This window comes from Chryseobacterium sp. CS3K3.1, from assembly GCF_059515165.1.
Genome location: NZ_JCAKRV010000001.1, coordinates 447,990 through 470,196, shown reverse-complemented (window position 1 = coordinate 470,196; position 22,207 = coordinate 447,990). Strand labels below are relative to the sequence as shown.

26 protein-coding genes are annotated in these 22,207 nt (G+C 37.4%); 9 read left to right on the top strand and 17 right to left on the bottom strand.

All coding sequences use genetic code 11. The features are described from left to right. Positions 1–68 precede the first annotated feature (68 nt). Both AC5YGI_RS02090 and AC5YGI_RS02085 read right to left on the bottom strand, forming a co-directional pair. Complete coding sequence (locus AC5YGI_RS02090) at positions 69–515, bottom strand: DinB family protein (protein WP_496167377.1); 447 nt, start codon at positions 513–515, stop codon at positions 69–71. A gap of 71 nt (positions 516–586) precedes the next feature. Continuing rightward, complete coding sequence (locus tag AC5YGI_RS02085; RefSeq protein WP_496167376.1) at positions 587–2,383, bottom strand: DUF885 domain-containing protein; 1,797 nt, start codon at positions 2,381–2,383, stop codon at positions 587–589. A gap of 168 nt (positions 2,384–2,551) precedes the next feature. Here AC5YGI_RS02085 and AC5YGI_RS02080 point away from each other — a divergent pair, with 168 nt between their 5' ends. From AC5YGI_RS02080 to AC5YGI_RS02065, 4 genes are all read left to right on the top strand, one after another. Then, on the top strand, positions 2,552–3,013 hold the full coding sequence (locus AC5YGI_RS02080; RefSeq protein ID WP_330744796.1) for a hypothetical protein: 462 nt from the start codon (positions 2,552–2,554) through the stop codon (positions 3,011–3,013). A gap of 170 nt (positions 3,014–3,183) precedes the next feature. Further along, on the top strand, positions 3,184–3,888 hold the full coding sequence (locus AC5YGI_RS02075) for a MotA/TolQ/ExbB proton channel family protein (RefSeq protein ID WP_047426580.1): 705 nt from the start codon (positions 3,184–3,186) through the stop codon (positions 3,886–3,888). A 12-nt stretch (positions 3,889–3,900) separates the two neighbouring features. Next, positions 3,901–4,299: an ExbD/TolR family protein gene (locus AC5YGI_RS02070; protein ID WP_312297431.1), complete on the top strand. Its 399-nt coding sequence runs from the start codon at positions 3,901–3,903 to the stop codon at positions 4,297–4,299. A 35-nt stretch (positions 4,300–4,334) separates the two neighbouring features. Next, positions 4,335–5,225, top strand: a complete 891-nt coding sequence (locus AC5YGI_RS02065) for a ferric siderophore ABC transporter substrate-binding protein (protein ID WP_330744797.1) — start codon at positions 4,335–4,337, stop codon at positions 5,223–5,225. A gap of 15 nt (positions 5,226–5,240) precedes the next feature. Here AC5YGI_RS02065 and AC5YGI_RS02060 read toward each other — a convergent pair whose 3' ends face one another. The 9 genes from AC5YGI_RS02060 to AC5YGI_RS02020 form a co-directional block, all read right to left on the bottom strand. Further along, positions 5,241–5,633, bottom strand: a complete 393-nt coding sequence (locus AC5YGI_RS02060) for a hypothetical protein (protein WP_137904524.1) — start codon at positions 5,631–5,633, stop codon at positions 5,241–5,243. 65 nt (positions 5,634–5,698) lie between these two features. Beyond that, positions 5,699–7,102: a nucleoside recognition domain-containing protein gene (locus AC5YGI_RS02055; RefSeq protein WP_446107131.1), complete on the bottom strand. Its 1,404-nt coding sequence runs from the start codon at positions 7,100–7,102 to the stop codon at positions 5,699–5,701. Between the two features lie 294 nt (positions 7,103–7,396). Beyond that, a complete protein-coding gene (locus AC5YGI_RS02050) occupies positions 7,397–7,906 on the bottom strand; it encodes a DUF6973 domain-containing protein (protein ID WP_110009013.1) in 510 nt (169 codons plus the stop codon). A gap of 54 nt (positions 7,907–7,960) precedes the next feature. Continuing rightward, entirely contained in the window at positions 7,961–8,815 is an 855-nt protein-coding gene (gene accD, locus AC5YGI_RS02045; RefSeq protein ID WP_105700341.1) for an acetyl-CoA carboxylase, carboxyltransferase subunit beta, read from the bottom strand. Positions 8,816–8,904: 89 nt separating this feature from the next. Continuing rightward, entirely contained in the window at positions 8,905–9,975 is a 1,071-nt protein-coding gene (gene fbaA / locus AC5YGI_RS02040; protein WP_137904522.1) for a class II fructose-bisphosphate aldolase, read from the bottom strand. A gap of 70 nt (positions 9,976–10,045) precedes the next feature. Further along, complete coding sequence (locus tag AC5YGI_RS02035; protein WP_110009016.1) at positions 10,046–10,912, bottom strand: NAD kinase; 867 nt, start codon at positions 10,910–10,912, stop codon at positions 10,046–10,048. Position 10,913: 1 nt separating this feature from the next. After that, positions 10,914–11,567, bottom strand: a complete 654-nt coding sequence (locus tag AC5YGI_RS02030; RefSeq protein ID WP_110009017.1) for a CBS domain-containing protein — start codon at positions 11,565–11,567, stop codon at positions 10,914–10,916. Positions 11,568–11,754: 187 nt separating this feature from the next. After that, positions 11,755–12,285, bottom strand: coding sequence for an RNA methyltransferase (locus AC5YGI_RS02025; RefSeq protein ID WP_110009018.1), 531 nt, complete (start codon positions 12,283–12,285; stop codon positions 11,755–11,757). A gap of 5 nt (positions 12,286–12,290) precedes the next feature. Continuing rightward, positions 12,291–12,902: a toxin-antitoxin system YwqK family antitoxin gene (locus AC5YGI_RS02020; protein WP_330744800.1), complete on the bottom strand. Its 612-nt coding sequence runs from the start codon at positions 12,900–12,902 to the stop codon at positions 12,291–12,293. A 64-nt stretch (positions 12,903–12,966) separates the two neighbouring features. Between AC5YGI_RS02020 and AC5YGI_RS02015 the strand changes: the two genes are divergently transcribed. Next, the gene (locus AC5YGI_RS02015) at positions 12,967–13,566 is read left to right on the top strand and encodes a hypothetical protein (protein ID WP_227941281.1); all 600 of its coding nucleotides are present in this window, start codon (positions 12,967–12,969) and stop codon (positions 13,564–13,566) included. Positions 13,567–13,578: 12 nt separating this feature from the next. Here the strand turns inward: AC5YGI_RS02015 and AC5YGI_RS02010 are convergent, their stop codons facing one another. After that, the gene (locus AC5YGI_RS02010; RefSeq protein ID WP_110009020.1) at positions 13,579–14,457 is read right to left on the bottom strand and encodes a bestrophin family protein; all 879 of its coding nucleotides are present in this window, start codon (positions 14,455–14,457) and stop codon (positions 13,579–13,581) included. A 263-nt stretch (positions 14,458–14,720) separates the two neighbouring features. On the opposite strand from AC5YGI_RS02010, the gene AC5YGI_RS02005 reads away from it, so the two are divergent. Continuing rightward, a complete protein-coding gene (locus AC5YGI_RS02005; RefSeq protein WP_496167375.1) occupies positions 14,721–15,593 on the top strand; it encodes a cupin-like domain-containing protein in 873 nt (290 codons plus the stop codon). Between the two features lie 191 nt (positions 15,594–15,784). Here the strand turns inward: AC5YGI_RS02005 and AC5YGI_RS02000 are convergent, their stop codons facing one another. Then, positions 15,785–16,315, bottom strand: coding sequence for a GNAT family N-acetyltransferase (locus tag AC5YGI_RS02000; protein ID WP_496167374.1), 531 nt, complete (start codon positions 16,313–16,315; stop codon positions 15,785–15,787). 126 nt (positions 16,316–16,441) lie between these two features. Between AC5YGI_RS02000 and mutS the strand changes: the two genes are divergently transcribed. Beyond that, entirely contained in the window at positions 16,442–19,033 is a 2,592-nt protein-coding gene (mutS, locus tag AC5YGI_RS01995; protein WP_496167373.1) for a DNA mismatch repair protein MutS, read from the top strand. 220 nt (positions 19,034–19,253) lie between these two features. On the opposite strand, the gene AC5YGI_RS01990 is transcribed toward mutS, so the two are convergent. The 4 genes from AC5YGI_RS01990 to AC5YGI_RS01975 all read right to left on the bottom strand — a co-directional run bounded on the left by AC5YGI_RS01990 (position 19,254) and on the right by AC5YGI_RS01975 (position 20,906). Further along, positions 19,254–19,421: a bacteriocin gene (locus AC5YGI_RS01990; RefSeq protein WP_202842062.1), complete on the bottom strand. Its 168-nt coding sequence runs from the start codon at positions 19,419–19,421 to the stop codon at positions 19,254–19,256. Positions 19,422–19,576: 155 nt separating this feature from the next. Continuing rightward, the gene (locus tag AC5YGI_RS01985; protein WP_162800871.1) at positions 19,577–19,735 is read right to left on the bottom strand and encodes a hypothetical protein; all 159 of its coding nucleotides are present in this window, start codon (positions 19,733–19,735) and stop codon (positions 19,577–19,579) included. A gap of 42 nt (positions 19,736–19,777) precedes the next feature. Then, positions 19,778–19,939 (bottom strand): hypothetical protein, encoded by a 162-nt coding sequence (locus AC5YGI_RS01980; protein WP_171006249.1) that lies wholly within the window; start codon positions 19,937–19,939, stop codon positions 19,778–19,780. Positions 19,940–20,060: 121 nt separating this feature from the next. After that, the gene (locus AC5YGI_RS01975; protein WP_496167372.1) at positions 20,061–20,906 is read right to left on the bottom strand and encodes a hypothetical protein; all 846 of its coding nucleotides are present in this window, start codon (positions 20,904–20,906) and stop codon (positions 20,061–20,063) included. Between the two features lie 135 nt (positions 20,907–21,041). On the opposite strand from AC5YGI_RS01975, the gene AC5YGI_RS01970 reads away from it, so the two are divergent. Further along, positions 21,042–21,527: a TlpA family protein disulfide reductase gene (locus AC5YGI_RS01970; RefSeq protein ID WP_496167371.1), complete on the top strand. Its 486-nt coding sequence runs from the start codon at positions 21,042–21,044 to the stop codon at positions 21,525–21,527. A gap of 13 nt (positions 21,528–21,540) precedes the next feature. After that, positions 21,541–22,197, top strand: coding sequence for a thioredoxin family protein (locus AC5YGI_RS01965; RefSeq protein ID WP_496167370.1), 657 nt, complete (start codon positions 21,541–21,543; stop codon positions 22,195–22,197). Positions 22,198–22,207: the final 10 nt, after the last annotated feature.

Sequence of the window (22,207 nt, the reverse complement as noted above, 5' to 3'; positions counted from 1 at the left end):
CTAGATATCTTCGTAATTTCAACCATGTCAAGGTTCAAAACCTTGACATGGTTTTGTAAAAAGAATGATTAATTATCCAACAACCTTCTGTGATAATTAACCTGCCCCAGATGATAATCCAGATGAGCAAGCAGATGGATCAGGAAGTAATCGGTTGTCATGGCACTTTCAAAAACAACCAATGGATATTCTTTTTTCAGGTCTTCATCGGACAATTGGGAAAGTACTGAATCTATCATTGCCGCAGTGGCTTTCACCTTTTCAATAAGTTCCGCTTTGGGAATATCCTTTGACGAAAATTCCAGGTCACGCTGCCTTACATATCCTGTGTTTCCAAGGTGTGTTCCGATAAAATGATTAAGATTTCCCACCAGATGAAGGGCGAGGTTACCCGCAGAGTTGGCAATGTTTTTATCCGTTTTCCAAAGATTTTCTTCGCTTTGATAGGCTTCCACTTCCGTTTTTAACTTATTTAAATCTCTGTTGTAAAGAGATCTTAGACTTTCTGTGATCATATCAATATTGTTAATTTAATAGGACAAAATAAAAGGGCACCGATTAATGAAGTACCCTTAGTATTGTAAATTTATTTTTGTTTTTGGGCCCAAAGCTCCATTTTTCTGTTCAGAACGTCCAGCGGAAGACATCCCTGGCTTAAAACTTCATCATGGAAGCTTGCCAGATTGAATTTGTTTCCCAGTTCTTTCTGATATTTTTCTCTCAGCTCACGGATTCTTAAAGACCCTATTTTGTAGCCTAAGGCCTGACCCGGCATTGCCATATATCTTTCTACTTCTGCAGTGGCCGATGCTTCATCATAAGAAATGTTGCTTAAGAAATATCTGATGGCTTCTTCTCTTGACATTTTTCCGGTATGAAGTCCTGTATCTACTACAAGTCTTACTGCTCTCAGCATCTGATCGCTTAAATATCCCATCTTCTGGTAAGGATCAGTATATAAACCGAATTCAGGACCTAATGTTTCACAATAATGAGCCCATCCTTCACCATATGCTCCTAACCATCCGAATCTCATGAATTTAGGAAGCCTTGTATTTTCCTGCTGAAGAGAAACCTGATAGTGATGCCCCGGAATCGCCTCATGAAGGAAAAGAGATTCCATTCCCGAAGTAACGTTGAATTTGGTAGGATCAGGAAGCGGAACATAAAATATACCTGCTCTTTTTCCATCCGGAGTTCCCGGCATATATTCTGCGCTGGCACTTGCCTCTCTGAATTTCTCTGTCTGTCTGATCTCAAACTTTGTTTTTGGCGTTACATTAAACATTGTTTTCAGCTTCGGAGTGATTTTCGTTAAGATCCCGTTGAATGCATTTAAAACTTCCTTAGATGTTTTAAAAGTCATTGCCTTTGGATCCGTCTTAACAAAGGTGATAAATTCTTCCAACGTTCCGGTAAAACCTACCTGCTGTTTTACTTTCTCCATTTCTGCGCGAAGCATTGCGACCTGTTGAAGCCCGATCTTATTGATCTCTTCAGGTGATTTCTTTGTGGTCGTCCAGCTCTTTACATAATAGTTGTAGATTTCATTGCCGTTAGGAAGGCTGTTATATCCATCCGTATCTCTTGCCTTTGGCAGGTATTCTTTTTCTAAAAATGTTCCCATTTTAGTATAAGCCGGGATGATTTTTTTCGTAATAGCATCTTTGTAAAGTGCTGAGAATTTTTCTTTCTGAGCCTCTGTAAAGTTTTTAGGGAAATTTTTAATAGGGCCGTAGAAAATATTCTTTTCCATATCGGAAGTAGTGATTTCCTCAGCTCTCATCTGAGGAATCATTTTGATAACCAGTTTTTTGGGAAGCACTATTTTATTGTTGATTCCCTCACGGAAGTTGTCCGCAGCAGCATTCATCCACTCCGGAAATTTTTCCATTCTTTTCAGCCAGTCACTATAGTCCTTTTCGGTTTTAAAAGGCTGATTGCCCTGTCCGCTTCCATACAATGGGAAAGTAAGTGGCAGCCCTCCGAACTGAGTGAAAGGAATATATTCCGGATGGTAGGCATAGCCCTCAATTTTATCTTTTAAAGTATAATCCAACACATCATATACCACTTTATCCTCATCAGAAAGACTTTTGTAATCTACATGTTCCAGCTGTTTCTGTACAGAATTGTAGAACGCTACCTCTCCTGAGATAAAATCTTTATCAATATTAATCGGAAGCTGGTCGTTATATCTTGTATCTCCTTGTGCTGTAGCATCTAAAGGATATAACTTAAGATATTGCTCATAATAGTTCGAAGCGATAGAATCCAGGTTGCTGGGTGTCACTTTTGTAAGGGGAGAATCCGATTTTTTGCAGGAAGCAAGACCGATCAGCAACACTAAGGCCAGAATACTTTTTGATAAAATGTTTTTCATCTCACAATCTTTATGAAAACAAAAGTAAGTATTATTGGGATATTCATGCTTATTGAATGCATTGATTTTAAAAAATTATTTTCAAAATCCTTTTAACTTTGAATCAATTTTTTATCTTTGTCTAAAACGTTTAACAATCATATTATTACAGTTCTTTTTTAAGAAAAAATGAAAGGGATTTTAAAAATTTACCATCCGGACGAAACGCTAAAATACAATATCAGAAATACTTATTGTAAGGCCGTTTACAGCAACCAGCAACATTTTTTAGAGGTTGAAGTGATTACGGATGACAGTTTGGATCACGTGGACGATGATTCATTACAGTACAACTTTCCGCAGCTTTCACTTGAAGTTTTTGATTTTCCTATCGAATCGGCGGAAATAGAAGGGAAGACCATCACAATCAATGACTCTGATGAAGAAACCTATACAGAGGTAGACCTTTTTGATGACGAAGATGCCTATATCTATGATAATGAGCTTCTTTTTGAAAAAAATGAAGAAGGGGAGCTTCAGGTTATCTGGAAAGGAACTATTGATGATTTCTATACCGGATCAGATACACCGATCCCTTTTAGATTAAAATGCGAATTTAAACAAGATGATATTGAGGTAGAAGAAGACTAACCGAGCTTCTGCCTTTTTAACTGTACATTTCTTTTCAAATTATTTTTGGAAAGAAATTTGCTGTTTGTAAAATTGTAACAAATTTTAAGTTGTTTTTAAGCAATTTTTAAGAGTTCAATTCATAATATTCTCCTACATTTGTCGTTGAAATTTAATAAAATTTACATTTAATGCTGTTAACGGAACTTTCTCAGATTTTATTCGCACAAATCGCTACCCCTGCAGTTGCTGCAGACAACTTGGAGTTCTCATTCTGGAAAATTATGTTCCATGGAGGAGCCTTCGCTAAAATAGTGATGGTCACTGTATTACTATTGGGAGTGTTTTCTCTATACCTGTTTTTTGAAAGGTTTTTCTTTATCAAAAGGCTGACATCAAAAACAGATTCCAACTTCATGAACAATATCGAAGACTTCATCAAGGCCGGAAAAATAGAGGCAGCAGCAGATTACTGCAAAACACAGAACTCTCCGGAAGGAAGAATTTTAGAAAAAGGAATTTCCAGATTAGGACGTCCCGTTTCTGATATTGTAAGTGCTATGGAATCACAGGCACAGGTAGAGGTTGCCAATATGGAAAAAAACCTGAACCTTTTGGCTGTCGTACCGAGTATCGCACCAATGCTGGGACTTCTCGGAACAGTAATCGGGATGATTATTGCTTTCTTTAATCTATCTCACGCAACAGGATCATTCTCTCCGAAAACACTTTCAGAAGGTATTTATACCGCTTTAGGGCAGACCGCTGTAGGTTTGGCTGTAGCGATTCCTGCCAACTTCTGTTATAATATTCTACTGACAAGAATTGATAAATTTGTCCTGAAAGCCCAGAATATGTCAGGAGAATTTTTAGACCTTATCAACAAACCTTTATAAATCTTTCTTACGATGAAAATTCAAAGAAGAAATAAAGCGAATCCGGAATTCAGTTTAGCAGCGATGACAGACGTTATCCTGTTGATGCTGATTTTCTTTATGATTACCTCTTCGGCGGCCAATCAAAGCGCCATCGATGTGAATCTTCCGAAAGCCGGAGCAGTTGATGATAATATTCCCAATCCTTTAACGGTAAGCATCAAGCCGGACGGTTCATTTTTTGTAGATGATAATCCTGCCAATAAAGGAGAACTGGAGCAAATCATTGTAGATAAATTAGCCAGCCAGGCCAATAAATCATTTACGATCAGAGCAGATGAAAACACATTGCATAAAGATGTCGTTTTTGTGATGGAAATTGCTGAGAAACATAAATTTAATATTGCGATTGCAACCGTTAAAGACAAATAACATATCCGGATTTCCGGAAAGAATTACGTTTTAAGATGAAAAGCTATACAGCAAACAGAAACGAAGAAAATAAAGACAGAGTAAAGAGCGCACTGCTTTCTATTCTGATCTGGGCTGCTATTCTGCTTTTTGTTTTTTTATATAAATTAAAACCTGAACTGGATAAAGATCCTGAAGTGGTGACTACCATGCTGGTGAACTTTGGAGATAACAGAAACGGAAAGGGAATTGAAGAACCTGCCGAACAGCCGGGAAGCCTTGCCGCTGCAACTGAAGAAGTAACTCCTGAGCCTGCAGAAACTCCGGTTCCGGAAACAAAAACAGTTATAAAACCTGAGCCAGTACCAACTCCGGAGCCAAAGAAAACAGAGGTTAAAGAGAAGGTTATTACAGGAAACAATTCAAAAACAACCGTTCCTAAAAAAGAGGAATCCAAAAAAGCTGAGAAAAAAGAAGCAACCAGCACGAGTGCTTCAAAAAATACTAAAAAATCAGGAGCCGCTACCGCTAACTCAAAAACAGGAAATGGTGACGGAAAAGGAACCGCAGCCATAGGCAACCTGATTAAAGGAAGAGGAACTAAAGCCGGAAGCCAGGGAACCGGTGATGGTATCGGAAATGCGGGAGACCCTTTAGGCGGTGATGGAAATGGTGACAGTAAAGTAGGAATCGACAGAAAATTGGTTGGTTATATTCCGGGAACAATGGGAAGAGGCGGAGCGCAGCCCTCACACAGTTGTACAGCAAGCGGATCGATTACCATTGCTTACACCGTAGATAAAGCGGGAAATGTAGTGTCCGCAAGAAGAGCCGGCGGGATTTCGGATCCTTGTGTCTCATCCACATCTGTGGCCTGGGTTAAGAAATATGTAAAAGCAGAAAAAGCCAATACGTCTTCAACCGGAACTTACAAAATTACCTTCTAAAAATACAAAAGCACTTTATTCAAGTGCTTTTTTCAATTCATTTATTCTGTTGATGACCGGAAGGGCAAAAATACCACTGGTCTGAAGATAAAGCTCGTAGAATGTCTTTGCTTTATCCTGAAAATCTTTGTTCTGATCATGTCTGCTGTTGAAATAAAATAGATTTCCCAGCATTTCATAATAATCTTTGTGATCTCTTTCCTGTCTTTCATTCACAATCGCGATCATTTCTTCCTTGGTTTTAGAAGCAACCTCGGTGAAGTTCATTTTGAAAATATCTCTCATCAACGTATCAAAATCCAGTTCTTTCTGCATTAAACTTTCTTCAGGTTTGTCCAGAATCAATTTTTCCAATGCCTGAGTTAATTGGCGGATGAGTCTTAAGGTGAATTCTTTATCTGTGATCATAATGGATTTAAAGTTTTAAGTTTAATGTTTAAAGTTAATAGCATCTGCTCAACCTGCAGATTTCATTAAGCAAAGAATAAGTAAGCTAATGCAATGGCAGTGATAACGCCGACTAAATCGGCCAGAAGCATGGCAATTACCGTGTATCTTGTATTCTTAACGGCTACGGCACCAAAATATACTGCAATCACGTAGAACGTCGTATCTGAGCTTCCCTGAAGCACTGCGGCTAATTTCCCCTGGAAACTATCAGCTCCGAATGTTGTCATCGTATCTACCATCATTCCTCTGGCTCCTGAACCGGATAAAGGTTTGATCAATGCAGTTGGAAGTCCATCCACAAATCTCGGGTCCATATTGGCAATATTGGCTACCCACTTCATTCCGTCAATGATTACATCAAATACACCGGAAGTTCTTAATAACGAAATTGCAATTAACATCCCAACGAGATAAGGAATAATCTTAACACAGGTGGTGAACCCTTCTTTTGCCCCTTCTATAAAGGCATCAAAAACGTTGATCTTTTTATAAACGGCTCCTAATACAATCGCAAGGAAGATAAACAGAATTAAACCATTACTCAATACTTTACTGAAGTCATCCAGTTCATCTTTACTCAATTGCACAAGGTATAGAACCAATAAAGCAATAATAGCCGAAATTCCACCTACATAAGCAATTACTACCGGACGCAGAAGATTGATTTTCTGGTATAAAGAAACAATAATCATCGCAGCCAGTGTAGCGGCAAAAGTGGCAATCATACATGGTAGGAAAATATCTGTAGGGGTTTTAGATCCCATAGAAGCTCGGATAGCAATAATTGACACGGGAATTAAGGTCATACCTCCGGCATGAAGACACAGAAACATGATCTGTGAATTGCTGGCGGTATCTTTATTGGGATTTAAGGTCTGAAGGCTTTCCATGGCTTTTAAACCAAAAGGGGTTGCAGCATTATCCAATCCCAACAGGTTCGCACTGAAGTTCATCAGCATATGTCCGAATGCAGGATGGTTTTTTGGAATTTCCGGAAATAATTTGGAGAAAAAGGGCTGAATCAAACGGCTTAGAAGATTGATGCCGCCTGCTTTTTCAGCAATGCTCATGAATCCCATAAATAAAGTCATGATTCCGATAAGACCAAGACAGATCTTTACGGCTGTTTCTGAAGTTCCAATAACTCCATCGGCTTCCTGAACGCGATAAACATTTACATTTTGCTTTAAAGAATCTGTTGTATAGTGAATTCTGCTGTCTGCAAAATCATTTTTTTTCATCAGGCTGTCTCTGACAACAGGAGAGAGGCTGTTCATAGGCTGGGATGCAATCTTCACTGTATCACCACCTTTTCCTACCACCATATCATTGAAAATGGTTTTGTAGTTACCTGACGAAACATATTTTATACTGGCAATGGCAATGGCAATGATAATGAAAGCCGACCAAATTCTGCTGAGAACCATCTGATTGATTTAATTGTTTAAACTTATCAAAAATACTTTAAACCACAAAAATAACTAAAGTCTTTTGTTATTCTGGTGCCAAAGAGAACTAATGATGGCTTCTAATCTTAAAGTATATTGTTAACGCAATGCACGCAAAGGTTTTTAATGATGAAGTTTGATTTTTCGTAGCAGTCAGCAAAGAGAATTTAAATTAGAGAACATAGCTGAATGAAATGCCCTTGCGGACGAAAATATGCATAAATTTTTTAAATTTTCCTTGCGATCCTCAGCGTTTAAGATAAAATGATTTATTTACTCCTTCAGGTAAACAAGATGTCCTTCAAAATCATCATCCAGATTTTTCAGAACCTTAGCTTCATCCATTTTTTTGATTAATGCATCTACAAAGAAGCTTTTTTCAAAAAACTGGCGGTGAATTCCCGGTAAAATTTCCATGAAATAATCCATTCCGATTTTGTTGTTATGGAGATCCATTTTGGTTTCCAAAGGTTCATTCGGAAAAAGCTCTTCATGCATATCTGTTATTCTTTTGCAGAAATCAAGTGCTTTTTTCGGAGAAGAAATTTTACAGCAGTACATCATAATGAAGCAGCACCACAGCGCATGTCTGAAGGCGTTTCCAATTCCATTGTTGGAGGCTGTATCAGGAAATTTTTTCTGTGCAATGGTAAACGCTTTTACTGTTGCATAAAAACTCAGTAAAGCGAAAAGAGGATGGGGAAGAACAAGTGATAAAAGACGGATAATCTTTTTAAAACTCATGCTTCGGATGGTATTGAAAAATATCTTAAAAGTCCTCATAAATAAAAATCTCTCCCTAATTAGAGAGAGATTGTATTGTTTTTGTTACAAATACTATGCTTTTACAGTTAATAAATTAACTGTTTTGGCAACCGTATCCTGAATTTCAGTTCTTTTTACGATGAAATCTACAAATCCTTTTTCCTGTAAGAATTCTGATGTCTGGAATCCTTCCGGTAGATCTCTACCAATCGTTTCACGGATTACTCTTGGTCCTGCGAAACCAATCAGTGCTCCCGGTTCTGCCATGATGATATCAGCAGTCATTGCGAAAGAAGCAGTGATTCCTCCGAATGTAGGGTCGCAAAGGTAAGCGATGTATAAAAGTCCAGCTTCAGAAAGCTGAGCTAATTTAGCCTGAACTTTTGCCAGCTGCATCAAAGAGTAAGTGGCTTCCTGCATTCTTGCTCCTCCGGACTGACAGATAATCATATACGGAAGTTTGTGTGCAATACAGTAATCTACCGCTCTTCTGATCTTTTCTCCCATTACAGAACCCAAAGATCCACCGATGAAAGCAAAATCCATACATGAAACTACCATTTCAGTTCCTTTTACAGTTCCTACAGCGTTTCTGATAGAGTCTGTAAGCTTTGTTTTAGCTTTTACTTCCTTCAAACGGTCTTTATAAGGCTTTGTATCTTTGAAGTTTAAGATATCAATACTTTCAACATTGGCATCCAGTTCGGTAAATTTACCACCGTCAAAAAGGATGTCAAAAAATTCTGCACTTCCTATTCTTACATGAAATCCGTCTTCAGGAGAAACATAGTTATTTCTCTTTAGTTCATCATGTTCCACTACTTTTCCGGATGGAGTCTGATGCCAAAGGCCTTTGGGAACGTCTTTTTTCTCATCAGTAGAAGTGGTAATGTTTTTTGCTTTTCTTTTAAACCAGTCGAATGCCATTTTTGCTTGTATTAATGTATAAATGTAAAATGTACCAATGTAAATGCATTTCTATGAATACTTTTTACATTGGTACAAATGTACAGTTCTTATTTTAAAGTATCTACGTTATTTAAATCTTCAAATGCTTTCACCAATCTTGCAGAGAATGTGTCCTCACCTTTTCTTACCCAAACTCTTGGGTCATAGAATTTTTTGTTAGGTTTTTCTTCTCCTTCAGGGTTTCCGATCTGAGCTCTTAAATAATCAATATTGTTTACCATATAATCTCTGATACCTTCTGTGTATGCAAACTGAAGGTCAGTATCAATGTTCATTTTGATAACTCCGTAGTCGATAGCCTCTCTGATCTCCTCTAAAGTAGATCCTGAACCTCCATGGAATACAAAGTTGATAGGCTTGGCAGCTGTTCCGAATTTTTCCTGAACATATTTCTGAGAATTGTCAAGGATTTTCGGCGTAAGAACTACGTTACCTGGTTTGTAAACTCCGTGTACGTTACCGAAAGCAGCAGCGATTGTGAAGTTATCAGAAATAGCTTTTAATTTTTCATAAGTATACGCTACATCTTCAGGCTGAGTATATAATTTTGAGTTATCAACATCTGAGTTGTCAACACCATCTTCTTCACCTCCTGTTACCCCGATTTCTACTTCAAGAGTCATCTGAAGCTTAGCCATTCTTTCGAAATATTTAGCAGAAATTTCAAGGTTTTCTTCTAAAGACTCTTCAGAAAGGTCCAACATGTGAGAAGAGTAAAGAGATTTTCCTGTTTGCTTGAAGAATTCTTCGTTAGCATCCATCAATCCGTCGATCCAAGGAAGTAATTTCTTTGCACAGTGGTCTGTGTGTAGAATTACCGTTGCTCCGTAAGCTTCTGCAAGAGTGTGAATATGTTTTGCTCCAGCAATTGCTCCTAAGATTGCAGACTTTTGTCCGTCATTGCTTAATCCTTTCCCTGCATTGAAAGCAGCTCCTCCATTTGAAAACTGAATAATTACAGGAGCGTTTAATTTCGCTGCAGTTTCCATCGTAGCGTTTACGTTGCTTGATCCAATTACGTTTACTGCAGGTAATGCAAATTTGTTTTCTTTAGCATACTGAAAGATATCAGTAACTAACTGACCTGTGGCAACTCCTGCCGGAAAAATTCTGCTCATGTTTTACTTTTTATTATAAATTTATTAGGTGTTTTAATTTCGTGTAAAGGTAATCATTTTTAAGAAATTACTAGTTTCTTTTATCTCTGCCCCAAAGGAGCTTCTGACGGATGGTTTCATAGAAACTCAAACTGTTGGGCTGCACCAGAAGAAGCTGGAATTTTGCCTTTTTAATGATGATTTCCTTGTCGGTTTCTATATGTATCAGTCGGGAGTCTAAAGAAAGAGAGTATTGTGGTACACGGCTTTCCACCCTGAATTTTATTTCTACTTTATCATTCACAACCAACGGCCTCACATTCAGATTGTGAGGAGCAATAGGAGTAATGACAAAATTTTCGTTATTGGGAGAAATGATAGGGCCTCCGCAGCTCAGAGAGTAGGCGGTAGAACCTGTAGGTGTTGAAATGATCACGCCGTCACCCCAGAATACATTCAAAAACTCGTCATTGATATATGAGTCAACGGTGATCATGGATGTTGTTTCTTTTCGGGAAACGGTAACGTCGTTTAATGCGTAAGGAAAAACTCCCTCCAGTTTTGGAGAAACCACTTCGATGACAGAACGGCGGCTTGTTTTTACATTTCCTTTTAAGATGGAATCCAGTTCCTTAAAGGCTTCTTCTTTCGTGAAAAAAGCTAAAAAACCAAGTCTTCCTGTATTCACTCCTACCACCGGAATTTCAAGATCTTCAATAAATGTCAGTGAGTTTACAATGGTTCCGTCTCCACCAAAAGTGAAAAACAGATCCACTTCTTTATCCAGAAGATCCTGTTTGGAATTGAACGTTTCGAATATTTTTGAAAACTGAAGTGCTTCAGCCATTTCATCATAAAGAACAGATTTTACATCTCTTGCTTCAAGTTCAGAGATAAACTTACTTAAATATAGAAAAGTATCAAGATCCTTTTTCTGAGAATATATGGCTGCCTTCATGTTATATTTCTATGAATTTTTGTAAAAAACCATAACGGTCTTTAAACAGATCGGTTTTCTCATCAGAATAATATTTTTCAACGATTCTGTAGTCATACCGGTCAAAAGTAGCGTCTATCGAGGCCAGGTTTTCATTGCTGATTTTTATGGTGACCTGAACTACCTCTTCAGACATAAAGCTTATAAACCCTCCGTAAAACTTCGAATTGTTGCTTTCTACAATGTTGGTAATTTCCGTCATAGAATATTTTCTGGCCGGAGTTTCTACGGTAAGAATAGCTCCTGTTTCTGAAAATAAAGGATAACGGGAAAGGTCCTGAAAAACATCTTCGCAGGTAATGTACCCAAGATATTTCTCATTTTTATTAATCACCGGAATCACATTGCTGCTGAAGGTATAAAACAGACGGATACTGTCCATAATATTATTGTCCTCCAGAATGGCAAAACGTTCAATCTGGTGTTCCAGATCCTTCAGTGTTCCGCCATCTTCCTCATACAGGAAATCCATGGCAAGAGCTCCGTAGAAGTGATGGGATTTTTTGATGAAAACATGGGAATATCCAAAGTCTTCCAACATATTTCTGGCCGACTCTATAGAGTCAGACAGGCTAAAACACGGAAAGTCTTTTGAGATATAGTCCTTGATAAACATTGTGCTAATTTATAAAAAATTAAATGAAACTTTTTCTGAAAACACGACTTTTTTTAAGATGAAACAAAAAAAGTGCCGTCAAAATTTGTTTGTAAAAAAAAATAAAGTACCTTTGTCGCCTTTCATTTTTACTTTTTATTAGATTTATTTCAAACTGCACTGTCTACTAAGGACATATGCAGTTTTTTTATTTTAATGCTTTTGCAAATTCCCACATCACAATTCCGGCACACACACTTACATTAAGAGAATGCTTCGTCCCAAGCTGTGGAATTTCTAAAAATACATCAATATTCGGGAGAACCTCATCGCTGATTCCTTCCACTTCGTTTCCTAAAATTAGGGCATATTTTTTTGATCTGTCAATGGTGAAATCGGTAATAAGCCGGCTTCCTGTAGTCTGCTCAATCCCGATAATTTCGTATCCTTTGCTTTTCAGATCAGCAATCGCGTTATTGGTATCTGCGTCATGAGACCAGTCTACACTTTCCGTGGCTCCCAATGCCGCTTTATGAATCTCCCGATGGGGTGGCTGCGGTGTAATTCCGCAAAGGATTATTTTTTCAATTAAAAACGCATCTGCCGTTCTGAAAGCTGCACCTACGTTGTGCATACTTCTGATATTATCTAAAATGATGACCAACGGAATTTTTTCAACCTTCTTAAATGTTTCTACATCTATTCTGTTAAGTTCTTCCAGTTTTAGTTTCTGTACCAATTGTATTATTTTGTTGAGATTAATTTTCCGTCTTTATAGACCTCTGTTTTTTCTATGCTTCCGTCTTCACGGTAATGAACTCTGTTGCCGTTTCTTTTATCGTTGGCAAGTTCAGTTTCACGCTGTAATTTTCCTGATGGATAAAATACTTTCCACTTTCCGGTAGCCAGTCCGTTGTCATACTGGCCAATATCTTTTATTGATTTCCCATCTTCATGAAAGGTCTTGCTTTCACCCTGTAATTTATTGAATTTATAATTGGAAATTTCAGTTATTTTACCTGCAGGAGAATAAAAAGTAGCGGTAAGGCTGTTATCATAAATATTCTTCTCCCCATTTCTGAAAACTTCCTTGGACGTAAGAACTCCATTTTTGTCAAAATACGACCATTCTTTTACTTTATATCCTTTTTTATATTCTCCTTTCGACTGCACTTTTCCGTTATCATAATAAAAAACAGCATCGCCATCCAGTTTCCCTTTTTTCCATTCCACGGTATTTTTTACCTGGCCATTGTCATAAAATTCTTTACAGGCTCCTTCCTGTAATCCGTCTTTATATCCACAAGGTTTCTGTGCCATGATCAGGACAGAAGTGGAAAAAAACAATAGAAACATGTGCTTCATAGCTATTTTTAATTCAAAAATAGTAAAATACTTATATTTGACTCAAAAATATACTATGAAAAAATTATTCACATTATTCATATTAATATGGGGATTTATTTACCTGAGTGCACAAAATACTTATTATCCTCAAGCTTTTTTTGATAAAAAGCTCGCAAGAGACATGCTGGGATTTGGAAACTCTACCATTGAAGGAGTGGCTTCTACCAAACAAAAAAACAACTGGGGAATCAAACCATTACTTGGAGAAAAGCATTATGCTCCCAAAGGTACGGTTGTCATGCTTTTTCCTGTTACTCCTTATTTTGAGGAATTTTATAACATGAGAAAGAAATATGAAAATAAAAAAACCACCGTATATATGTCAGAAGAGGCTTTTAAATATAGAGTGGAAGCTTTAACCGATGACCATGGGAGATTTAAATTTGAAAAACTCAAACCCGGTAAATATTATCTTGAAACTATTGTCAACTTTACGGCAACGGCAAGTTACCAGCAGCAGACAGGAACCTCAGATGCTTATAACGGCTATGGAGCCTATCTGTATTCCACTCCTATATACAGCACATTTTTCTACGGATATTCTGCTGCCAACAGGGAAAGCAAATTTGTAGAGATAAAACAGGACGGCGAACTTAAAGAAATCAAGCTTTAAAAGCTTGATTTTTTATTTTCTGATCATAATCTGCTGTACATTTTTCTCAATGTTCTGAGCTAAGGTTTCCATAGGAATATCATTTTCATCATTATTGAACGGGTCTTCAATTTCTTCTGCAATAAGCTCCAGACTCATCAAAACATAATACACAAAAACAGTAAGCGGAATCATAAAAAGCCCGATCGTAATAACGTAAGCAATAGGCAGCGCAAAAACATACAGAATAATAAACTTCTTGATGAAAGAAGAATAGGAGTAAGGAATCGGAGTATTTTTGATTCTTTCACAACCTCCGCATACATCCAGAAATCCGGAAAGCTGGGTGTCTAAGTACAGCATTTCAACTTCAGAAACTTTTCCTTCTTTTTTTAATTGATTCAGTTTATGGCTTAATAGAATAACAATTTCACTTGGTCCATGGTTTTTCAACGAGCTTTCAATTTCAGAATAATCTTCATCCAAAGCCAGCCTTGTAGATTCCTTGGAAAGATGTTTGGCTAAAAAGTGCGGGAAATATTTTAAATATCTGGCAATCTGCTCAGCATCCTGGCGGTTGTCACCAAGAATAGTATTGATTTTTATCGCAAAGTTTCTCGTGTCATTCACTAGTTTTCCCCAAAGTTTTCGACCTTCCCACCATCTGTCATAGGCAGTATTCGTTCTGAAAACCAGCAAAAGTGAAAGCACAAAACCGAGCAAAGAATGGATCATACCTACATTGCTCACTCCTGATTTTGTGGTAAGGTGCAAATATTCAACTTCCAGATACTGAATTCCCCATGAATACAGCCCTACAAGAACCATACTCGGAAAAAGAATTTTTAAAGTATCACTTTTGTGTAAGCTGAAAAGGATTTTAATGAAATGTTTGGTATTGTAGACTCTCATAAATTCACTTATTACTACAAATATAAATTTTTCATATGAGCTCTGCCAATAAAGTAAGGAAGTGTGAAGCAGGAAGAGAGAAGTTATTGAAGCCGAAGAGAGGTCTAAGTCATTTCATAAAATCTTTTTATGAAATGATGTATAGGCGTTTACAGACAAATATTAACTTCCAGCATCCATCCTCCAGCTTCCCTCGCTTTTAATCTAAATTTTCTCAGGTTTCAAAAAAACACTATTTTTATTTCGCATTAAATACAAAGTACATGATCCTCGCAAACGTAGATATTGTAAATGATATCAGTAAAGAAGATTTTCAGAAAAATTATTTTAAAAAGCAGAAACCTCTTTTAATTAAGAATTTTGCCAGCCGATGGGAAGCTTTTGACAAATGGAATCTTGCCTATATCAAAGAAAAAGCAGGAGATCAGGAAGTTCCGCTGTATGATAACAAACCGGCTGATGCTGCAAAAAGTTCTGATGCTCCGGTGACCCGGATGAAAATGAAGGACTATATTGATACCATCAAAAGCAAACCTTCAGATCTGCGAATTTTTTTCTATATCATTACAGACAGGCTTCCCGAGTTACTGAAAAATTTCACCTATCCTGATCTTGGAATAAAGTTCTTTAAAAGACTGCCGACTTTATTTTTCGGTGGAAGTGAGGCGCATGTTTTAATGCATTATGATGTGGATTTAGGTGATTTTATGCATATCCATTTTGAAGGAAAGAAAAGAATCCTGCTTTTTGATCAGAAGCAGTCGCCCTTTTTATATAAAGTTCCTTTATCCGTTCATACCATTTATGAGGTTGACTATGAAAATCCTGATTATGAGAAGTTTCCGGCACTGAAATATGCCAAAGGATACGAAATCTTTATGGAGCATGGTGATGCCCTTTTTATTCCCGGGGCATTCTGGCATTTCAATAGATACCTTGAGCCTGGTTTTTCTCTTTCTTTAAGAGCGCTTCCAAATAAGCCAAACGTTTTTGCCAATATGCTCTATCATGTTTTCATTATGAGGTATACAGATAAACTGATGCGAAAACTTTTCAAAGCTAAATGGGTGAATTACAAGCAGAAATGGGCCTACAAGAAAAGTTCCGAGGCTTTGGAAAAGCATCTTTCTAAATGATAAGAATTAGAGTTTAGGTGATTTTAACGCATTGAACGCTAGTTTAATGCTTATCTGTTTATAAAGGTTCGCAAAGGCATTTCACTCAGCGAGTAAAGCACTTCAATTGCTAAATGAAATGCCTTTGCGAACGAAAATAAGAAGAATCAATATCAATTTTCTTTGCTTCTTAGCGTTAGATTTAAATCAATTTATTTATTGATAAGTCCAAAGATTGTTGCGTCTACAAATTTCCCTTTCTCAAAAAAATAATCTTTCAACGTTCCTTCTTTGCTGAAATTTAAAGAAGACAACAGTCTGTCAGAAGAAATATTGGAAGGATCAATGAATGCGTCCACACGGTGAAGTCTCATCGTTTCAAATCCATAGGTAAGAATGGGAAGAAGGGCTTCTTTCATATAGGACTGCTGCCAGAATTTTGGATTAAGCTCATATCCGACCTCTGCCCGGAAATGCTCCCTGTACCAGTTGTGATACCCGCAGGTTCCAATAACTTTTCCATTCGATTTCAGTTCCAGAGCCCATCTGAAACCTTTTCCTTTTTCGAATTCACTGTTAAAATGCTGGATAATGCGCCGGGAATCATCTTCGGTTTTGAAGGTTTCCAGGTCATAATATTCCATAACTTCATCCAGAGAAAAGTATTCAAAAAGGTCCTGGGTATCATTAAAAGTAAGCTGGCGCAAAGTAAGCCTTTCAGTCTCTAAGACAGGAAATTCCATAAATAATGTGATTTGACAGGCGAAAAGTACGATTAATTACTGATAAAGAAAAGTCGGGAAGATTAACCCTTAAACAATTCTATTACCCTGAATTTATTTTTTTAAATTTGGGGCTCATTTTTTACTATGGCAAAAACGAAGAAGGAAACTCCATTAATGACTCAGTATAATACCATCAAGGGTAAATACCCGGATGCGCTTTTACTTTTCAGAGTGGGAGACTTTTATGAAACTTTTGGGCAGGATGCCGTGAAAACATCCCAGATTCTGGGTATTGTTCTTACCAAAAGAAACAATGGAGAAGGCAGTGTAGAGCTTGCAGGTTTTCCGCATCACTCAATAGATTCTTATCTTCCCAAGCTGGTAAGAGCCGGGATGAGGGTTGCAATCTGCGATCAGCTGGAAGATCCTAAAATGGTGAAAGGAATTGTAAAACGTGGTGTTACTGAATTGGTTACGCCTGGTGTTACTTTCAATGACCAGGTTTTGAATTCCAAAAAGAACAACTTCCTTCTTTCATTACACAAGGAAAAAGAGAAGTACGGAATTGCTTTAGTGGATATCTCCACAGGAGAGTTTCTGGTAAGCGAAGGAAACCTGGAAAAGCTTTTACACATTATCAATACTTTTGATCCGAGCGAGATTATTTTCCAGAGAAGCACACAGATTCCGGAGCAGATCAAAAATAAAAATGCTTTTAAGCTTGAAGACTGGGCCTTCCAATATAATTTTGCCTATGAAAAATTAACAAATCACTTTAAAACCAATTCATTAAAAGGTTTTGGAGTGGAAGGTCTTCCGCTGGCGATTACAGCAGCAGGAGCTATTTTTGCGTATCTCGTAGAAGATACCCATCATAATCTGCTGGCCCATATTACGAAACTGCAGATCATTCCTCAGGAAGATTATCTGATGATGGATAACTTTACCCTGAGAAACCTTGAAATTGTTTATCCAAGCAATCCACAGGGGAAATCTCTGCTGGATATCATTGATAAAACATCTACTCCGATGGGAGGAAGATTGTTGAGAAGGAGAATTATCCTTCCTTTAAAATCGGTGGATGAGATTATGAGGAGACTTTCCCTGATTGATTTCTTGAACGAAAATGATCCTCTGAAATATGAAATCTGCCAGCTTTTGAAATCAATTTCAGATCTTGACAGATTAATGGGAAAACTGGCCGCAGAGAAAATTTCACCTAAAGAACTTGGGTATTTACGCCAAAGTTTAATTAATATCCATAAAATCAAAGCATTATTGCATCCTCATGCAGGTGTGCTGGCATGGTTAGAGCCTTTATTTGATCTGGAAGAATTGATTAAATTCCTGCAGGATCATCTTAATGAAGAACTTCCGGTAAGTATTGCCAAAGGAAATATCATCAAAGAAGGGGTTTCTGAAGAGCTGGACCGACTGAGAAATCTTCAGAGCAAAGGACGGGGTTTCTTAGATGAAATGTGCCAGAGAGAGATTGAAAGAACAGGAATCACCAGCCTTAAAATTGATTTTAATAATGTGTTCGGATACTATATTGAAGTTCGAAACACGCATAAAGATAAAGTTCCTGATGATTGGGTAAGAAAACAGACTCTTGTAAATGCAGAAAGATACATTACCGAAGAGCTGAAGGAATATGAAAATCAGATTCTTGGTGCCGAAGAAAAAATAGGCGTTCTGGAAACGTCACTGTACCGAAATGTATGTGGAGAAACAATGGTTTACATCGATCAGATTCAGGGGAATTCCAATATCATTGCCCAGCTTGATGTGGCTGCGGGGTTGTCTGAACTTGCTGTATCTGAGAGTTATACAAAGCCTGTTTTGAATGACGGTTATGCTATCGATTTAAAAGAAGCAAGACACCCTATCATTGAAAATGCACTTCCGTTAGGAGAGAAATACATCCCGAATGATATCTTCCTGGATAAAGACTCCCAGCAGATTATCATGGTAACAGGACCTAACATGGCCGGTAAATCGGCAATTCTGCGTCAGACAGCTATTGTATGTCTTCTGGCACAGATCGGAAGTTTTGTTCCTGCAAAACATGCGGAGATCGGGATGCTGGATAAAATTTTTACAAGGGTAGGAGCTACCGATAATATTTCTGCCGGAGAATCTACTTTCATGGTGGAGATGAACGAGGCAGCCAATATTCTGAACAATATTTCAGAACGAAGCCTGATCTTATTAGATGAAATCGGCCGTGGAACTTCTACTTATGACGGAGTTTCTATTGCATGGGCGATTGCAGAATATCTTCATCAGCATCCAACGCAGGCAAAAACATTATTTGCTACGCATTATCATGAGTTGAATGAGATGACCGTCAATTTCGAAAGGGTGAAAAATTTCCACGTTTCTATTCAGGAAAACAAAGGAAATATTATTTTCCTGAGAAAGCTTGTTCCGGGCGGAAGCGAACACAGTTTTGGTATCCACGTTGCAAAACTGGCCGGAATGCCTGCCAAAGTGGTAAACAGGGCCAATGAAATTCTTAAAACACTTGAAGCGAGCAGAACTCAAGGAAGTGGAAGTACTTCAGAAAGCATTAAAAGAGTGACAGAAGAAAATATGCAGCTTTCATTCTTTCAGCTCGATGATCCTGTTCTGGAGAATATTCGTGAAGAACTGACGAAAATAGATATCAATACGTTAACACCGATTGAAGCTTTAATGAAGCTGAATGCGATAAAAAAAATGATTGGAGGGTAATCCAATCATTTTTTATAAATGCTAAAAGTCTGATTAGCAGCAGTAGCCGTCATTGCCCCTCGGGCCGATAATAAGGAAGTGGCTGACTCCTCTTAGTTTGCATAAACCTTCAGCGCAGGCAGCTGCCCCTCCGTTGATTTTCTTGAGCTCAGCTTTGTTGAGTTTCCTCGTTTTCAGGTTTGAATTTTTCATATTCCTTGTTTAAATATTATAAACCTGGTTAACAACAAAATCCATCCTGCATACCGGGAACTCCGTATCGCTCTTCTCCGGTATTCGGATCTGTGCAGCTTATCACTCTTGGGCAGATCGGTCTGTTGGCTCCTCCGCTGATCTCTTTCAGCTCATTTTTGCTAAGTTTTCTTTTTTGATTCTTTGAATTTTTCATAATAATTTTAATTTGGTAAAAGCTAATTTACAAGTTATTTTAATAACTACAAAATATTGTGATTCAAATTGTTAGCTTTTTGCAAAAGATTTCTCCTTCGAAAAAAAAGATTGAGGTGCGGCCTCAATCTTTAGTATCTAACAAAGCTTTTGCTATTAACAGCAGTATCCGTTTCTTCCTACGGGCCCGATTACATATTCACCGTCCCCTCTGTCGCAAAGTCCTTCCGGGCATACAACAGGTCCGTTACCTCCGTTAATTTCTTTCAGTTCGCTTTTTGTTAATTTTCTTTTCTGAGCGTTTGATTTTTTCATGATGATTTGATTAGGGTTATTGTTTTATTTAATTTGTATGCATTAACAGCAGAAACCGTCTTTTCCTACAAGGCCCGGTACCGGTTCGACAGAGTCAGGCAGCATGCAGAATCCGCGCAGACACCTTGGAGAAAATGCTCCTCCGTTAATTCTTTTTAATTCACTTTTTGTAAGCTTTTTAGGCTGAATGTTTTGTTTTTTCATGGTAATTTAGTTTTTGATTCAACCCAAATATACAAAACCATTCATATAATTCCATCAATTGTGATAAAATTAACATATGTGTTAATGAAAACAAAAAGAGCGCCTTAAGCGCTCCCTTGTATTATAAATGATTGTATTCGTAAGTGTTCATTTCACTATTTGTTACCCCCGTTCCTGTCTTATTATAGTATGTTTTGACATTCTTTGTAGGATATCCGCTGCTATTATACTCATAAACGCATTTAAAGATTCCCCATTCCCCGCTTCCTGCTCCGTTGTTATAATTAAGAACATGATTATAACTTAGTATATTGTGTACGGATCCGTTTTCATCTTCCGTATCAATAATTTTTAAAAATCCTGTTATATTTTTAAAAGGTACATTTTTGGTATCATACACAATAGGTTGTAAAGCACCTGTTGCACTGTGAAAACCGCCTGTATTACTGGGTACTGATGCCGTTTCTGTCCAGCTGCTAAGAGAACCGTCGGCATTTAATGTGGCCGTTTTGCTGCCTGTTCTTACGGCTGAAGATCCGGTAAAGCTTGCTGTATAGGTGATCTTTACACTATTACCGGAAAGATAGTTATAATTGGTTTCTACCGTAGAAATAGTTCCGGACGTAAGGTAAGTCTCACTGTATGTTTTTTTGCTCAATCTGCTGCTTCCATCATAAACATATGTTGTTTTATAGCTGGTGCTTGAACCCGTTGTTACCTGCTGGGTAATCAGATTTCCAGAATAGCTGAAAGAGGTCACTTCACCATTGGTAATGTTTTTAATCTGGGAAATTTTTGAGCCATTGTAAGTATAAGTTGAGGTCTCGCCGTCAGCAACCATTTTTGTTACTAAAACCGGGCTGTTATCATTATTGTTTTGATTGTTGTTGGATGAATCTGTATCATCATTGCTGCTTGAGCAGGATGCCAAAAAGAATACTGGCAGCAGTAAATAAGCTTTTTTCATGGTTTTAATTTAAGCCGTAAAAATATCAAAAAAATGAATCAATGGACAAATAAATTATTCTTTTATAAGAAATTGATCCAATGGGTGAATTTTATTTTCGTATATTGATGATTTGTAGTTGTTTGTATTTTAAAAATGAAAAATATAGTAAAAATATTAGCCCTGTTTGTATGCTGCCCGGTTTTCAAGGCCCAGCAGACGGAAGTTTCTGTCGTACAATATGAAAACCTGGAGAAGCGTATTGAGCAGGAACATGATAAATTGCTTGTTGTGAACTTCTGGTCTACCACCTGCGGACCATGTGTAAAAGAGCTGCCTCATTTTATGGATGTAAATGCTGAATATGGTGATAATCAAAAATTTAAAATGATTTTGGTTTCATTGGACAGGCTGGCAGATAAAGAAAGGATATTGAAATTCATTAAAAATAAAAACCTTACTGCTGAAGTAGTTCTGTTGGATGATATCAAGAGAATGAATACCTGGATTCCAAGGTTTGAAAAAGACTGGGACGGGAATATTCCGGTAACGCTGTTCTATAAAAACGGATCAAAAATCTATTTCAATGACGGTGAAATGAGCAAAGAAGATCTCGAAAAAACAATTAAAGAAAACCTGTAATAAATAATCGATTATGAAAAACCTGAAAATTGTAATGACCGCATTTGTCGTTGGGCTGGGATTACTGAGCTTTACAACAAAAGATGATCATAAAACTACAGATAAGAACATGAATGTTTCGTCTGTAAAAGGCTACGAAGTAGGGGATGAAGCCACTGACTTTAGGCTTAAAAATATTGACGGGAAAATGGTTTCGTTAAGTGATTTTAAAAGCGCAAAGGGGTTCATTGTTATATTCACCTGCAATCATTGCCCGTACGCAAAGAAATATGAAGACAGGATTATTGAGCTGGATAAAAAATATAAAGCTCAGGGATATCCTGTAATTGCCATCAATCCTAATGATCCCAATGTACAGCCGGAAGACGGTTATCAGCAGATGATTGAAAGAGCAAAGCAGAAAGGATTCACTTTTCCTTATCTTGTAGATGAAGGACAGAAAGTTTATCCGCAGTACGGAGCAACAAAGACACCCCATGTTTTTGTACTGAAAAAAGAAAACGGAAAGAATATCGTAAAATACATTGGTGCTATCGACAATAATTATGATAACCCGGATGATGTATCGGAATATTTTGCACAGGATGCCGTAAATGCTCTGATCAAAGGGGAAACGGTGAAAACATCTAAAACTGTAGCCATCGGGTGTACAATTAAAGTAAAGAAATAATATATTTGTT